General features: G+C 43.1%; 10 protein-coding genes and 1 tRNA gene. 3 read left to right on the top strand and 8 right to left on the bottom strand.

The window, feature by feature from the left end:
* Entirely contained in the window at window positions 1-1587 is a 1587-nt protein-coding gene (locus DSL64_RS05020) for a T9SS type A sorting domain-containing protein (RefSeq protein WP_115829539.1), read from the top strand.
* A 207-nt stretch (window positions 1588-1794) separates the two neighbouring features.
* The gene (locus DSL64_RS05015) at window positions 1795-2376 is read left to right on the top strand and encodes a Crp/Fnr family transcriptional regulator (RefSeq protein ID WP_115829538.1); all 582 of its coding nucleotides are present in this window, start codon (window positions 1795-1797) and stop codon (window positions 2374-2376) included.
* 824 nt (window positions 2377-3200) lie between these two features.
* Here DSL64_RS05015 and DSL64_RS05010 read toward each other — a convergent pair.
* From DSL64_RS05010 to glgB, 8 genes are all read right to left on the bottom strand, one after another.
* Window positions 3201-6170, bottom strand: coding sequence for a glycosyl hydrolase 115 family protein (locus DSL64_RS05010; RefSeq protein WP_229216962.1), 2970 nt, complete (start codon window positions 6168-6170; stop codon window positions 3201-3203).
* Complete coding sequence (locus DSL64_RS05005) at window positions 6142-7500, bottom strand: glycoside hydrolase family 28 protein (protein WP_115829537.1); 1359 nt, start codon at window positions 7498-7500, stop codon at window positions 6142-6144. Before DSL64_RS05005 ends, DSL64_RS05010 begins: the two co-directional genes overlap by 29 nt.
* 71 nt (window positions 7501-7571) lie before the next feature.
* Entirely contained in the window at window positions 7572-9269 is a 1698-nt protein-coding gene (locus DSL64_RS05000; protein WP_115829536.1) for a RagB/SusD family nutrient uptake outer membrane protein, read from the bottom strand.
* Between the two features lie 12 nt (window positions 9270-9281).
* Window positions 9282-10445: a TonB-dependent receptor domain-containing protein gene (locus DSL64_RS04995; protein WP_229216961.1), complete on the bottom strand. Its 1164-nt coding sequence runs from the start codon at window positions 10443-10445 to the stop codon at window positions 9282-9284.
* Between the two features lie 471 nt (window positions 10446-10916).
* Window positions 10917-10991, bottom strand: a tRNA-Arg gene (locus DSL64_RS04990).
* A 98-nt stretch (window positions 10992-11089) separates the two neighbouring features.
* Window positions 11090-11761 carry an NUDIX hydrolase gene (locus DSL64_RS04985; RefSeq protein ID WP_115829535.1) on the bottom strand — a complete coding sequence of 224 codons (672 nt, stop codon included), beginning with the start codon at window positions 11759-11761 and terminating at the stop codon, window positions 11090-11092.
* A gap of 14 nt (window positions 11762-11775) precedes the next feature.
* Window positions 11776-12459, bottom strand: a complete 684-nt coding sequence (locus tag DSL64_RS04980; RefSeq protein WP_229216960.1) for a hypothetical protein — start codon at window positions 12457-12459, stop codon at window positions 11776-11778.
* 113 nt (window positions 12460-12572) lie between these two features.
* Window positions 12573-14597, bottom strand: coding sequence for a 1,4-alpha-glucan branching protein GlgB (gene glgB, locus DSL64_RS04975; protein WP_115829534.1), 2025 nt, complete (start codon window positions 14595-14597; stop codon window positions 12573-12575).
* A 269-nt stretch (window positions 14598-14866) separates the two neighbouring features.
* Between glgB and DSL64_RS04970 the strand changes: the two genes are divergently transcribed.
* The gene (locus DSL64_RS04970) at window positions 14867-15445 is read left to right on the top strand and encodes an RNA polymerase sigma factor (RefSeq protein ID WP_115829533.1); all 579 of its coding nucleotides are present in this window, start codon (window positions 14867-14869) and stop codon (window positions 15443-15445) included.
* Window positions 15446-15542 lie beyond the last annotated feature (97 nt).

Raw genomic sequence — 15542 nt, 5'->3', positions numbered from 1 at the left:
ATGAAACCACTTATATTTACTCTCATCATTTTTACAATTGGATTAGGTTCCAGTACATCATCTTATGCCCAAACGGATCCGAAAGTCTACGTCAAAGGGACGGTAGCGAGCACAATATATGACGGGATCGACTTTTACAACATTGATCCCAGTGATGCAACCTATAACAATTTCAGGTACTATATCCCCTACATTGAGCAGCCTACCCCAAGTACAGTTCCTACCAGTGGTGTAACGAAAACCTACGAATGGATCATAGTCGGAGGAACTGCTACTTCAACAACGACCGAAACGACAGGGGTTAAATGGAATAACACGGTCAATTACAGCAGTGGAACTCCAACCAAAACAATCCGTATTAAAGTCACGTTTAAATGGACTCCCAGTGGCGGAACGCCGCAAACTAAGGTTATCACCAGCATATTGCCGGCAGGTGGTAATGTAGCTCAGCCAATTGAGGTAAAGTATATTAGTACACCTAGTTCGCTGTCATACGACGGGTCAACAGTGGGTAACGGAAGCACATTGTCTGTTGCCTGTGGAGCAACAACATCTACGGCTTCTGTTCCAGCGGTGTCAACAGATCCAACCGCTGGTGTGACCTATTATTGGACATACCCATCCGGGTGGTCAGGCCCTGCATCATCTACGACTCCCAGCGTTACTGTGACGCGACATATTAATGGTGGTACCGGCGGTGCGATTAAGGTTGAGGACAAGCGTAATGATAGCAGTAATTTTCGCACAAAACTTTCTGTCAACATCACCCGTCCTTTACCAACGACACCAACTATTACCTCACCGGATATCCTATTATGTTCGACAGAAACAATCACAGCAACGGCCAATAATGCAACAAGTTATAACTGGGTAACAACCGGAGGAGTATCTGTTAGCGGCACGGGAAGTTCGGCGACGCTTACAGGAACGTCCAATGTTGACGGAACCGTCAAAGTGGCCGCCGTGTCTTCTAGTTGTGGGGTCACAACAGCTTACAGTACTGCACGAAACATAAAGCGTACAGCACCGCTACCAAGTTCCTTGCTGGTTACTGCAAATGGAGGAGGATCGCCTGATTTTATGTGTAATGGCTTTGGTTTATCGCTAAATGCATACACCGGAGAGCCCGGAACCACCTTTAGCAGTTGGGCTGTAAGCGATCCGGTCAATACCTACTTTAATTATAGCGGTGGTACAGCTTATTTTAATTCTTATGTGAACAGTTGCTATGGTGTTACTGTTCAAGCTGGAAATTGTTTTGGAACTGTTCAAAAAGGAATCACCATTTGTGTAGGCGATTGCTCTGAAATGATGGCTACCCATACTGTTTATCCTAATCCAGCCAGTGACGTGGTATACATTGCCTTTGAAAGTACAGAAGGGCTACCACAGACCATAAAACTGTATAGTGAAAAGGAAGCAAAAGAGGTAAAATCTATGTCAACTGCTGATATCTACCAAACTCAGGATTTCAAAGCAAATAAAGTGGTCTCAGTCGAGGTAAGTGATCTTCCAAGGGGGATATATTTCCTTCATTTATCCACTGCAAAAGGCACTTCCAACAAACACCGTATTGTTCTGAGATAGATAGTTATTGACAAGCATGGACTTACTCCGGCAAGTCGGTAAATTCTTTCAGATCTCATCGTCAGGGTTCACAACAAGAATCCTGACCTCAATTTACCTTAATTATGTAACCCTTTTTTACATTATAGTTTACAAAAATTAAAGCTTGGCTCATATCTCTGTCAAAATATTTCGTAGTTTTAGTCTTAAACAGTAAATAACACAGTGATGCCAAGAGAATTTATTGAAAGCTTGATGTCGGTTCATCCCTTTAGTGATGCGATTCAATCGGATTTTTTTTCAAGATTACGCATCGCAAAAGTTTCAAAAGGCAAGTTACTGCTCACACAGAGAGATGTTTGTGATAAATTATGGTATGTAAAAACCGGGTTAGTCAGAGGATTTTCCAGCACTGATAATGCCAACAGGAATAGCGACGATATTACTGAATGGTTTGCCAGAGAGAAAAACTTCTTCAATTGCACAAAGAGTTTTGTGGATCAGATTGCGGCAAATGAGTCTATTGAAGTCTTGGAACCTTCTGAGCTCATCTATATAAATCGAAACGACTTATATGAGTTGTATTTTAAGTATCCCGAGGTTTGTAATGTCGCCAGGCTTATAGCTGAACGTTACTGGATTATCTACAAAGACAAACTCAGAGATCTGCGCTTCCGTTCTGCTCAGGAAAGAATAGAGCACTTTTCTGTGCAGTCGAAAGATCTGTTTAATCGTGTCCCTCAGAAGCATATTGCCTCCTATCTGGGCATTTCTGAAAACTACGTAAGCAAGATCAGAACAAAACGATGAAAGTGAAAGAGGCGATACTGGTTTCAAAAAAACAGATTATGATCGATCTTTCTATGAGTAAGACGGGAATACCTCCCGGATTACAAAATGTAATGAACTTCATTTATCAGTAGTAAATCATATCTCAAAAATAGTTATTCAATACCGGGTATGTTCTGGCACCGTTACATCGGTTCTGTAAAATGAGCTCCTACGCTTCCCTCTTTGGTCGGAGCATACCGACGCATTTTTGTTAACAAATATTTCTCAATTGTCGAACTGATAGCCGAAATATCCTAACACAGGTTTCTGAGCAGGGACAAATTACCATTCGCTTCTGCTCGCTGATTGAGCAATACGTGCGGGTCAGGTCAGGACTTGGATACAGCTCGGTCAGTCCTTTGCCAATGCGCATCGACAGGCTTATCGGTTATGATGGCAGTGCCGGTCATCTTGCTTCTGCTTAACGAATTCTTTTTCAAAGGACTGCTACTGTGTTGCCCAGCCTATCAACCTACCCCATTTAACCTACAGCATAAATGCATATTTATGCCATTAAAAACTTTAATTGGTTTTCCATTTGTGATACCCTGGATCCAGTGGTGGAGAAGAATACGGTTGGACCTTTTTATAATGCCAGTTTTATCAGCCGGAAACCCGAAACCTGTTCAATATAGTGTAGTCCTTTCAAAATCATGAAGGTGTAAACAATCCGGTGCCACTTGTCATCAGACCAAGGAACACCGGACTAGATTGCGTAATTCTGCTTCTGTTGTTGTGCCAGACGATCACTGCTGTATAGTTAGTGGCAGAAGACAAAGTATCGTGATTCTTTTCCCAGGATGTTACTTGCCGTTTGGAGTTGCTTGATAAGTAGGTGCAAGTGAGCCGTAAAATGGCTGATCAACCCCCAGATCAATAAAAATATGGTTCAGGATTACGCCCGGATCAATCATGTGAATCGTGAGCTTATGTTTACCTGATTTCAAATCCTGCACTCTGAAAGTCCGTTCGGCTGAATTACTCAGCACATTGTTTTTCCACTCATCGCTTCTGCCGAAGGTCCTGAAATTGAAGATGTTCACCGGGCCGCCATCGATACTTAAGCCGTAACGCACTTCAAAATTCTTGTTGAGCGGGTACGTTGGCAAAGAAGTGATTGTAATGTCAGCTGGCGACTGATGGAAAGTATAAAAATCATATTCCACTGCCGGATTTCCCTTTACCTTAAGTGTATCCAGATCACCTTCAGCAGGGCTTTGAATCAAGGGCAAAGATTCAAGTGATTTTCCATTTACGCCCAATCCATTCAAGACATTCCAATAACGTGATTCGGTATTTCTCGCAAGTGAATAATCAGTAGCATTGATTGACAAATACCCGTTCGATTCTATATGTCCCTTGAAATTGGCAAGCTCACCTACTAAACCGTTGTTGACAACGGTGGAAAAAGTATATTGATCACCATCGGCTTTAACAACAATATTTCCTTTCAGGTCTTTTTGTAAAGGTGCTTTTGCCCAGTCAATCTCCACCCAGATACGCTGTTGACTGCTGAGACCTTCGGGCTTTAATTCGCCGTTACCAGCACTGACTTTGATCCAGTTTTCAGACGTACTAACAGCGAATTTTCTTGTCACATTCTGACATAAAAACACATCAATAAAATACTTCTGTTTATTCCATCTGTCAAAACCTGGAAGTGAAAACTGCTGTAAACCGGAGGTTGAATCCGCATTTTTGTACCCTTCCGGCAGTGCTCTTAAAGCGGGCAAATTATTTGCCTTAGGCAGATCAAATACTGGCAGATTGAACACAGGAAGCTTTCTTGGGAACATATCCATCATGCCATTCCATTTGCCTGCTGCCAGTTCTGTATTGTAAAATTTGGTTTCAGCAACTATTTTATCGTATACGTCATTCGACAGGGAGGCGTAAGTCTGATCACTCATACGCCCCTGTTTTGCATATAAGTAGGCTTTATCCCGGTATAAAAATTTTTTGTTTATCAGGGCTGCACCTTTGACAGGATATGCTACCAGCTCGTAAAAAGCAGCCTTGTGATTAATCTCAATTCCGGCACCAATCGATTCCACACTGGCAACCAACTTATCGTACGCATCTATCCTGAGCTGCGCCTGGTCATTATAATAGGTATGATTATACTCCGTGAAATCAATAGCCGTTGTTGGTTCGGTGCGGCTCCAACCCATGTATTCAGGTTTACGCTCAAAAGCCAGGTCATAATATTTCCAGAGTGTCTTTGCCATTGAAACCGACTGGCTGCTTCCAAATATTGTTGCCAACCACTTCTCTAAATGCGTAGAGGAAAATGCAGGTTTTTCAAACGGTGTTATATCATAAGCCATATCTAAAAAAAGCTGCGTTGCATACTCTCCAGGCTTGATATCACCAACATTCACCACCCACAATTGTTTAGCGTTCATCGCATAAGCTTTGGTCATTTCTTCACGGATGTGTGCAGGATGAGAGGTTGCCAGCCACAGATAATCATGCGGTCTGCCCCAATAAGAAATGTGGTAATAAACACCAGAGCCTCCCGATCTGTTATTCTCATCCGCATTACTCAGCCGCTGAATGTATCCATAGTTATCATCGGGCCAAACAAGCGTAATGTCATCAGGCACTTTAAGCCCGCCATCGTAAATGTCGAGCACTTCCTTATAAGCCGTAAAGGCCTGAGGTACCTTTGTGATGTCGGGATTTACATATTTTTTCAGCATATCCCGCTGCCTGCTGATGATGGTATCCAGAAGCGGAATGGTCTCCTTAATTGTTTTCACACCCTCCATACCGCTGTCATGAACACCTCGCATTCCGGTTGTGTAAATGCCATTTACCTTGCTGCTCTCCCTGATACGGGACTCCCAATAATCGTCAACCTTTTTTCGGTTTGTCAGATAATTAAAATGTCCCATTGTTTTCTCATCCCATTCATCTACGTTGTTGCGAAGCATTGGTTCTGCATGGGAAGAGCCAATCACAATCTGATACAGTTCTGCGGCCTTCACATTTGCCGGATAATGGAAAAAAGCTTTGGTACTCGGGTGCATAGCTGGCCAGATCAGGTTAGCCTTCAGGCGTAGCAGCAGTTCAAACACCTTCGAATACGTTTTGGGGCCGATATCCTTTGTTTCCGGTTCAAATGTCTTTGCCGCCCAAGGCTGCAGTCCCCAATCTTCGTCATTGATAAAAATACCCCGGAACTTGACCGAAGGAGTTTTCGATAAGAAATTATGAATGTTTATCGATAGCGCATTCTGCTTTTTCGGCGTTGCATCAGCCCACCAGTACCAGGGAGTAACGCCAATTTTTTCCGAGATAGCGAAAACACCGTAAGCTGTGCCACGTACATCGCTCCCTGCAATGATGAGCGCATTGGATATATTTTTTGTCGGTTTGAACAACGACCGAAGGGAGTAACATTCCCACTTGCCTTTCAGATCCGGATCGGTGGCTTTGCCCCCAAAACCTTTTATCAGCTCTGAATCTACCTGGCCAATAACGATTATATTTCCTTTTGCACCTGAAATGTTATCGGAGACTTTGGGACGATATCCACTTACAAGCTCAATGTCCGCGGCCAGTAAATGGGCCGCGATTGAGTCGAGTTTGACTTCGGATTTCTGGTAATAAATCGTCACCTTGTTTTGAGGTGTAACCAGGTCTAACCTGGCTGCATTTGCAGCGTAGAGATTCCCGGTTGCGATACAGATAACAATCAGGCATTTCATCAACTTTTTCATGTAGTAAAATTCTGCTGGCTCAATTCTGGAACTTGAGTATGTTTTCATGGATTTGCTTTTTGTCGTGCACGGTATCGGTCACAATATTTTTCATGGAAACATTTTTGACCGGCAGCTCTTTTTGACCCAATATTCTTGACACAAACTGTACATCTTTGGCAACGATGTTGCTTAAATGGATATCAGAAATCGGCGTGAGTTTTCGTATTGTCGTCGGAACCAGCGCCCTCCACTGATACAATACATCTGTTTCAATACCCAATACACCCAGATCAATTTTGCCGGCAGTAAGATTGGACGCATAAATATTTTTGACATATCCACCCATACGTTCGTTGGTTTTGATAAACAAAAGGTGGTTTAATTTCGCTCCATCCACTACCGTACAATTGGAAATATCCACATTCTCAATGCCTCCGGATAACTCGCTCCCAATCGCCACAAGTTGATGACCATTCTTGACAATACAATTCCGGATCACGATATTTTTACTGGGTATTTTCAGTCTCCATCCTTCCGGGTTCCTCCCTGATTTTATGGCAATCGCATCGTCACCCTGATCAAAGACACAATCCTCGATCAGCACATTCTGGCTCATTTCAGGGTCAACGCCATCATTGTTGTGTCCGTGTGCATACACTTTCACCTTTCTGATCACAACGTTTTTAGACAAATAAGGATGAATCGTCCAGAAAGGGCTGTTGGTAATCGTTACGCCTTCCAGCAGAATATTCTCGCTGCGGTTGAACTGGATAAACTGTGGACGAAGGTGAGCAGTGTCATTAACCATTTGCCGCTCGTTCACAGGTGTATACGCACCCGCCAGGTTGTACAATCGCTTGATACTTTCCATATGTGGCTTTGGACGTGCATACCAGGTTTTCCAGACATCCTGTTTCGCTTTCAATTCACCTTCGCCAGTGATGGCAATGTTTTTGCACTGGTAAGCATAGATCAGCGGCGAGTAGTTGAGGCATTCCAATCCTTCCCAGGTGCTATGAACAGCGGGCAGATAGTCTTCCGGGTTTTCAGAAAATAGCAGGACTGCTCCTTTGTTTAAATGAAGATTTACGTTGCTTTTCAAATGGATTTTTCCTGTCAGCCATTCTCCCTTGGGAACGACCACGATCCCTCCGCCCAACTTGTTTGCCTCCGAAATTGCCTGAGAGATAGCCAGAGATGTTTTTTCCTTGTCACCTTGAACCGCGCCAAAATCCGTGATGAGCAGTTTTTTAGTTTTACTGAAATCAGGAACCAAAATATCAGGCATAGCAAAACGCGCATTTACTTTCAATTTGGTAGTAGGTACTTCGCTTTTTGCGGTAAAAGCGAACAAGATGCTTGTAAAAAATAATAGAGTCAAGATCCCTTTTTTCATGTAATTAAGATGTAATTGGGGTTTCAGGAATAAATAACAGCCAGGGCAATGTCCCTGGCTGTTACACCTAATTAGTATTGCGGGTTCTGAGGGTATCCTTCTGTATCTCTGTCAATCACCGATTGAGGTATCGGGCGAAGGTAATATTTGTCAATCACCCCTCCTGGATTGGCCATTTTTGTAAGGATATTGTGTTCAAAAGCGCGTCCCAGTTTGCGGGTACGTTTGAGATCCAACCAACGGTGGTATTCTCCGGCAAGCTCCCTAGCCCGTTCATCCAGTATAAAATCCAAGGTTACATCTGATGGCTTTATATCCAGGCTCTGTCCTGCCACGGCAGCACGTTTTCTGACGACATTGATCTTCTCAGCTGCTTTATCCAACTGCCCCAATTTGAAGTAAGCTTCACCCGCCAGCAAATACGTATCAGCCAATCTGAACAAAAATATGTCCCTTGTTGAAGAGTAGGCGTCTTCATTGTTCCCTGGAAAATTATCAAGAGGATCAAAGAATTTGCCGATCATCGGGAATTTCATTGCTCCGCCTATCCCCTGAAAATCCTGCTTCCATCTTTCAAACCTGACAATCTCCACGTTCGGATTTTTCGCCATTAATGCAATAGAATCCTGACTGGTAAAGGGTTGGTCAGGGTAAGGAAAATAAAAACGGAGATCGCCTTTTTTAATCTCAGCATTACCTAGCTTATCATCGCGAACTGCATAAAACTGGCTCAGAAAGGTTCCGTTATAGCGCGTATCCTTCGCAGTATTATAGAGCGAGTAAAGAAATTGGGTGGGCATAAAATCACTGGTTCTGCGGCTGTATGTTGCATACTCGCCGTCATAAAACCCGGGTTGACGGAAAATGCGCCATCCAAAAAACAAGTTTTGCCCGTGCCCGATAATTTTATCCTGTAAACTGGTCGGATCAAACTGAACAGAGAAAATGATCTCGCTGTTTTTCTGATTCGTTGGTAAAAACACATCGGCGAAAGAAGAAAGAAGGCTATAATTTCCGCTTGAAATGACCTGTTCCGCATACTGCGCAGATTTTGCAAAGTCGTCGACCGACGCAAAGGCTTTATAACCGCGTGTTAAATGTACTAACGACAACAAATGATTTGCTGCCCCTTTGGTAACCCGTCCAAATTCTGTGGTGGTTACATCAACACCACCCACAGATGCATTCAGGTCTTCAAGCATAAAATCGTATACTTCCTGCTCAGAATTGGGAACAAAATGGGTAACAGGCGTATTGAATTCATCCTTCACAATCGGAATTCCACCAAAATTTTCTACCAGAAGATAGTAGAAATATGCCCTGATAAAACGAACTTCTGCAAGGCGTTTGTTTTTAACTGCATCTGAAAGCCCGGGAATACTGCTGGCTTTATTGATTGCTGTGTTACAGCGCTGAATGCCGGCATAAAGTTTTGTGAACACTTCATTAACCCCTGAATTATCCGAAGACAGTGTTTTGTATTCGTTTAGCTGCGTAGCACGCACAAGCCTGTCTCCCACAGTACCGCTTACAGATTCAATTTCTCCTCTTGTTTCGGTATCCGTACCCCATGCAAAAAGCTTGGGATCTGTTTTGTAGATATCACGAAGAGATGAATAACAGGAATTCACAAGCTTTTCATATCCTGCAGCATCGACATAAAAGTTTTCACTGGTTACTCCGCTGATATTTTCTTCTGTCAAAAAATCCTGGCACGAGGCCAGACCCAAGCACGCAGCAATTAGGGTTGTATATAATATCTTTTTCATTGATGGCCATGATTAAAATGAAAGGTTGATTCCAAACAGATAGGTAGATGTACTTACAGCAGTGCCGTAAGTATTGGTCGCTGCCCATTCCGGGTCAAAACCTTCATACTTTGTAAAAACAAACGGATTTGTCGCGGTGGCATAAAGTCGCAGGTTGCTAATCTTAAATTTTTGGATTAGACCATTAGGTAAATTGTAACCTAATGTGACATTACTGATTCTGGTAAAGTCCACATTCCGGTAAGTAGGAATAACTGTGTAGGGACCCGGATTTCCAGGCTGAAAATGCGTTTGTGAAGGATTATTTGCCGTCCAGTAATCCACCTTGACCTGATTGTAGTCCTGGTTGTAGTTCATCAGTGTGGCATCAAACGAACTTACATACTGCTCCCCACGGCGCGTAATGGCCTGGATAAATAATTCCAGATTACCGTAACGGAATGTATTGGAAAATGATCCCGTCCAACTAGGTACTCTTTTTCCGATGATTTCTCTGTCGGCGGCATTAATCACACCATTTCCATCCAAATCCTTTACGCGTACCTGCCCCGGGGTTTGATTGTACTTTTTGGCCTCCTCGATTTGATCTTGCTGCCAGATACCATCAAATACGTAATCATAGTTCACCTGTACGGGCTGTCCGATAAACCATTTGTTACCAACATCGTCCTTCTTGCCGCCATTGAGTTCCAGAATCTGGTTTTTGTTTTTATCAAAAACGAAATCACTCTTCCACATAAATTTTCCTGCATGAACATTAATTGTACTTAATCCCAGCTCAATTCCGCTGTTTTTAAGTTTACCAATGTTGTCAGTAATCGCGTTGAAACCCGCTGGTGCCGGTAATTGCCGGCTTAAAAGAATATTGTCGATCACCCGATTATAAACATCCAGGCTACCAGAAACGCGGTTGTTAAACAGTCCGAAATCGACACCTACATTAATTTCGTTGGTAGTCTCCCAGGTCAAGTTCTTATTCGGAAGTTGGTTAGGAGCATAACCTTGTGCAAAAACACCTCCGAAATCATAGAAAGTCTGCGCAAGTGCTGCCTGTGTGGAATAAGCGGGAACCCTGTCATTACCTGTAATACCGTAACTTACTCTGACTTTAAGATCATTGATCTCAGGGATGGCTTTAATAAAGTGTTCCTCTGAGCAGGCTCGAACTTTATTCAACGGCCCTTCAGAGAGATTTCAAGAGCCAAACAAAAGCGCAGGACCAGGAGAGAAAAGCAGGTGTAGCAGAACTTGAAAATATAAACAAGCGACTTCAAAACGCAAGAATGATGAAGGTTGATGGAACGCTTGCCGATGATGATTTCTTAGACATCAAAACCACATCAAACAAAAGAATAGAGGAAATTGAAAAGAAGCTTAGCAATTTATCTGATAAGTATTCAGAGATAAGCTCTCTGCTACCTGATGCGCTTAAAAGGGTTTCTGAGCTAGAATCCTTGTATATAAATGGAACCGTCGAGGACAAAAGGAGAATAATAAGTTCGATGTTTCCAGAAAAAATCGTTTTTGACGGACAAGAACATCGAACTCCCAAAGTCAACTCGGCACTCCTTCTTATCTACCAGAAAAAGAGCGAGTTAGAGCCAATAAAAAACGGGACAAATCGCAAAAAAAACGACTTGTCCCGTATGGTGCACCCGAAGGGATTCGAACCCCTATCGATGGTACCGGAAACCACAATTCTATCCATTGAACTACGGGTGCAGGTATTGTAACGGGGTGCAAATATAGCCGCTATTTTACTTTTTTGATAGTTTTCAGAAAAATTTGTTTAGGCGGGCTTTCGCATCGTTTCGAGCAGCTTACAAGCTTTTAAGTAACTCCCAGTCTCCCACCGACTTGAGATACATGTAGTCAAGCAAAATGCCATTTACATTCGTGATGAGCTTATGTCCTTTTGCGAACGGAACTACAAACGTTTCGATGTATTCGTGGTCAGAAAGTAGTCCCTGACTCTTGTTATGATAGCTCTGGATTTGTTCTTGTGTCAACTCCAGTTCGCAATAAAACAAGTACATGGCCTCATCGCTCGTGCCGGTTGAAGGATAATAGGGCTCATCGTGCAAGGCTATCAGCTGCTCTTTTTCTACCTTAATCCCTGTTTCTTCCCAAACCTCACGGGCTGCTACTTCTGCCGCGTCACTTTCACTGTCGAGCATACCGGCCGGATGCTCATACGTCAGTGATCCGTCGCAGATTCGACGCTGACGAACCAAAAGCAGGTATTTTTCACGTGTAACTGAGTCAATGAAGCTGACCAGAACACATACCACTTCGCCTTTCAAAAAGCATATAGGCGGAATTTTATTACCTTCCGGCGTGGTCGCGTTTGTATACAAAAGGGAGAAAAGTATTTCTCCTTTCCCGTTTCTTCTGGAATAGAGCTCATCTACCCTGTGAACATCCATTCCATTTTTCTCCAATCTGTTCTTCCAAAGATTGAATTTATGGGAATCTGTCAGCTGTTCTGCCATTAGAAGTAATAAATCTAGTTATATAGAGGGAATGCGATCGCTACGTATGGTATTCCGTACGTAGTTGAAAAGCGGGTTTGGTCGTTAGCTAATTTCACATCTGTTGAATACGTCACTCTTCCGTGAACATAGCCCAGCTTGATGCCAATCTGATCTGCAATCCAATATCGCACATAAATCTCAGACTGACCATTTTGATTATCAAGGACCAATGGTACTGCATTCAACACTACAGGACTACCCGGTATGTAATTATTATACTTTTCGGATTCTTCATTGAACGGAAGTCTATTCTGGTCGTATAATCCTCCGCGTTTTGCACCGAAGGATAACCCGAATAAGTCAGTATTGGCTCCGATATCAAATCTCCATAAACGGACATTTGCTCCTACCAGAAAGCTGAGGCTTGTTGACGTAATTTTACCAAATTTCAGTGTATCTCCCGAAAGCGCACTATTTTTAGGTGTGAGGTCTGTCTGGCCGGCGAAAACACTTGCCCCTCTGATCCCCCACCCAATCCGAAACCAGGAAAAATTATTTAAACTCAATTCCTGATGGTAGGTGATGGAAGGTACCCAGAGATCTTTCTTACTGCCCACTCCCACATCCAGTCCGGAAGTAACCCGTCCCAGCTGCTGCGCCATACCGTCAAGAGAAAAAATCAAAAAGAAGAAAACTGCTAATCTTGTCAATTTCATTTTGTCGAAAATAGTTGAACGGCAAAGTTAGAAAAATGTTGAAAAAATAAGGCAGAGATATACCCCTGCCTTATAAAACTTACTACAATTTTGTACTCTTCCTAGTAGTGCTTCTATTTTGTTCTGGTTACTTTCGCTTTCTTATCGGGATTTTTCTTCAAAACAACAGCGCCCATCGGAGGCAAATCAATCACAACAGAATTCGCTCTCCCATGCCATTGATCAGGGCTGGCTTTCAACAGACCGCTGTTTATCACGCCACTTCCATGAAACTGCTCCGCATCGGAATTAAAAATCTCCTGCCAATTTCCTTCTGAAAGCACCCCCACTTTGTAACCGGGCCTTGTTACAGGCGTCAAATTCAGAATGACAACCAGATCCAGATCCGGGTTAGAAGATTTTCTGGCGTATACCAATACCGAATTTTCTCTGTCCTGCGTATCAATCCACTCAAAACCTTCCTGAGAGAAAGAATGTTCAAACATGGCAGGCTCCGTCCTGTAAAGTTGGTTCAATGCCTTTACACACTCCTTGATTCCTTTATGCGGTTCAAATTCGAGCAAATGCCAATCCAGGCTCTGCTGGAAGTTCCACTCGGAAGTCTGCCCGAATTCTCCACCCATGAAGACAAGCTTAGTTCCCGGATGGGTAAACATATAGCTGAACATCACCCGAAGATTAGCAAACTTTTGCCACTCGTCACCTGGCATTTTATTGATCAGCGATTTCTTGCCATACACCACCTCATCATGAGAGAAAGGCAGCATAAAGTTTTCAGAGAAAGCGTAGACAAGACTAAATGTAAGCTGATCCTGATGCCATTTTCTGAATGCAGAATCTTTCTCGAAATATTTAAGTGTATCGTTCATCCACCCCATCATCCATTTCATTCCGAAACCAAGCCCTCCTACAAACACAGGACGTGATACACCCGGGAAAGCGGTCGACTCTTCTGCGATCGTTTGAATATCGGGGAACGCGGTGTATGCGGCTATATTCATTTCCCTAAGTAAAGAAATGGCCTCCAGATTTTCTCTGCCTCCAAACTCATTAGGAATCCATTCTCCGTGATTTCGGGAATAATCCAGATACAGCATGGATGCAACAGCGTCCACCCTTAATCCGTCAGTATGGTAACGGTCGAGCCAAAAAAGGGCATTGCTGATCAGAAACGATCTTACTTCATTACGCCCATAGTTAAATATGTAACTCTTCCAATCGGGATGATAACCTTTTCTTGGATCTTCGTGCTCATATAGGGCAGTTCCGTCAAACCTGTAAAGCCCGTGTGCATCGCCCGGGAAATGGGAAGGTACCCAGTCCATATAAACGCCGATTCCCTCCTGATGCAGCGCATCAATCAGATACATCAGCTCCTGAGGCGTCCCCTGGCGGGAAGCCACTGAGAAATAACCTGTGATCTGATATCCCCAGGATGGCGGATAAGGATGCTCCATAATCGGCATCAATTCCACGTGCGTAAAACCCATTTCCTTTACATAAGGCACAAGACTTACGGCAATCTCCTTAAAAGTCAGAAATCTTTCCGGATCGGAAGGGTCACGCTGCCAGGATCCAAGATGCACTTCGTACACAGATACAGGCGCATTGAGCTTATTCTTTTCCTTCCTGTTTTTCATCCAGTCCGCATCCTTCCACTCATACCATGTATCCCATACAATAGATGCCGTTCTGGGTGCGACTTCACACCAAAGAGCAAACGGATCCGCTTTCTCCAGATGTTGGCCGTCATTGGATACAATAAAATACTTGTAAACCTCTCCTACCCCTACATTAGCAATCCAACCCTCCCATATTCCGGAGCTGTCCCAACGAGACGAAAGATGGTGTGTATCGCGGCTCCAGCCATTGAAGTTTCCTGTTACCACAATCGATTTTGCATTGGGAGCCCAAACCGCAAAGTAGGTACCAACTACCCCCTCATGTTCCATCACATGCGACCCAAGCTTTTCGTATAATTTGAAGTGTTTCCCCTGACGGAAAAGATGAATGTCAAAATCCGTAAAGCGGCTAACTGCTTCTACCGGGTTAAATTGTTTCACTTGCATGTCAGCGCCGTTGCTCGCGGCAGGTTCGGTTATTGAAGCAGCTTTATTTTTACCAGTCGACTTAGCCATTAGATTCTGTTCTTTTAAAAAAATCAAGTATTGGTACGTAAGATTTATAATTTTATTAAACTATTTCTCAAAATCAATATATTTTTTTGACTCTTGCCGGTGAAACAGTTGACAAACAACGTTATCCGTTCTGCTGGCGAACCAAAAGAACATTATTCCTCGCAGAATATGATATGATCACCAAAATTAATCGTGCCAACATAGCTCATTTGTAAGGTATATCAGTATAACTTCTGTCTTTTAAAGGCAGATCGATAAGATAATATTCAGTGAAAAAGTGGGACAAACATTCGGATGAAGAACTTGTACAGTTGATCTGTGTACAGGATAATGAGTTGGCTTTTGCTGAGCTCTATCAGCGTCACGTCCGGTTTCTTGTTTACACTGCCATCCGTAAAACAGGATCCAAGTCTGTAGCGGAAGATATCGTGCAGGATACCTTTATTAAATTCTGGATCAAACGCCAGACTTTTGACATAGAAAAAAATGTTCAGGCCTACCTGAGCGGTATACTCAAAAACAATGTCATAGACCATTACCACAGAGAACAGAAAAAAGCGCTTCTTCCTCTTGACGATGTCGAGATCCCGGGTATTGACAATACGCAGGAATACCTCAACCTGAATGTATTAAGCAATCTCTACGAACAATCGCTTACCAAACTTCCTCCAAAATGCCGCACAGCCTTCGAGCTAAGCCGTAAAGGATTCAGCATGAAGGAAATAGCGCAATCTATGGAAATCTCCGAGAAGACCGTAGAAGCCCACATTTCAAAAGCATTACGCCTGCTGCGCATTGAAATGAAAGATTACATTGCCTTTGCACTGCTGGGCATATCTTGCTTCTAGCAAGAAAAATTATCCAGTTTCTTGCAAAAAAATTTATATATCAAGTAAGGGATATCTTCTTTTGCGCCCGACTGTATAGGTATATGTTACATTTTAA

Origin of the sequence: Dyadobacter luteus, from assembly GCF_003383615.1 — a bacterium.
GTDB lineage: Bacteria > Bacteroidota > Bacteroidia > Cytophagales > Spirosomataceae > Dyadobacter > Dyadobacter luteus.
Note: the sequence above shows the minus strand (reverse complement) of the source record. Positions and strands in the feature narration are given on the sequence as shown.

Bases quoted from the DNA above. Each gene is read 5' to 3' on its own strand.
- DSL64_RS05020 (WP_115829539.1), top strand. From the start codon at position 1: ATGAAACCACTTATATTTACTCTCATCATTTTTACAATTGGATTAGGT.
- DSL64_RS05015 (WP_115829538.1), top strand. From the start codon at position 1,795: ATGCCAAGAGAATTTATTGAAAGCTTGATGTCGGTTCATCCCTTTAGT.
- DSL64_RS05010 (WP_229216962.1), bottom strand. From the start codon at position 6,170: ATGAAAACATACTCAAGTTCCAGAATTGAGCCAGCAGAATTTTACTAC.
- DSL64_RS05005 (WP_115829537.1), bottom strand. From the start codon at position 7,500: ATGAAAAAAGGGATCTTGACTCTATTATTTTTTACAAGCATCTTGTTC.
- DSL64_RS05000 (WP_115829536.1), bottom strand. From the start codon at position 9,269: ATGAAAAAGATATTATATACAACCCTAATTGCTGCGTGCTTGGGTCTG.
- DSL64_RS04985 (WP_115829535.1), bottom strand. From the start codon at position 11,761: ATGGCAGAACAGCTGACAGATTCCCATAAATTCAATCTTTGGAAGAAC.
- DSL64_RS04980 (WP_229216960.1), bottom strand. From the start codon at position 12,459: ATGAAATTGACAAGATTAGCAGTTTTCTTCTTTTTGATTTTTTCTCTT.
- glgB (WP_115829534.1), bottom strand. From the start codon at position 14,597: ATGGCTAAGTCGACTGGTAAAAATAAAGCTGCTTCAATAACCGAACCT.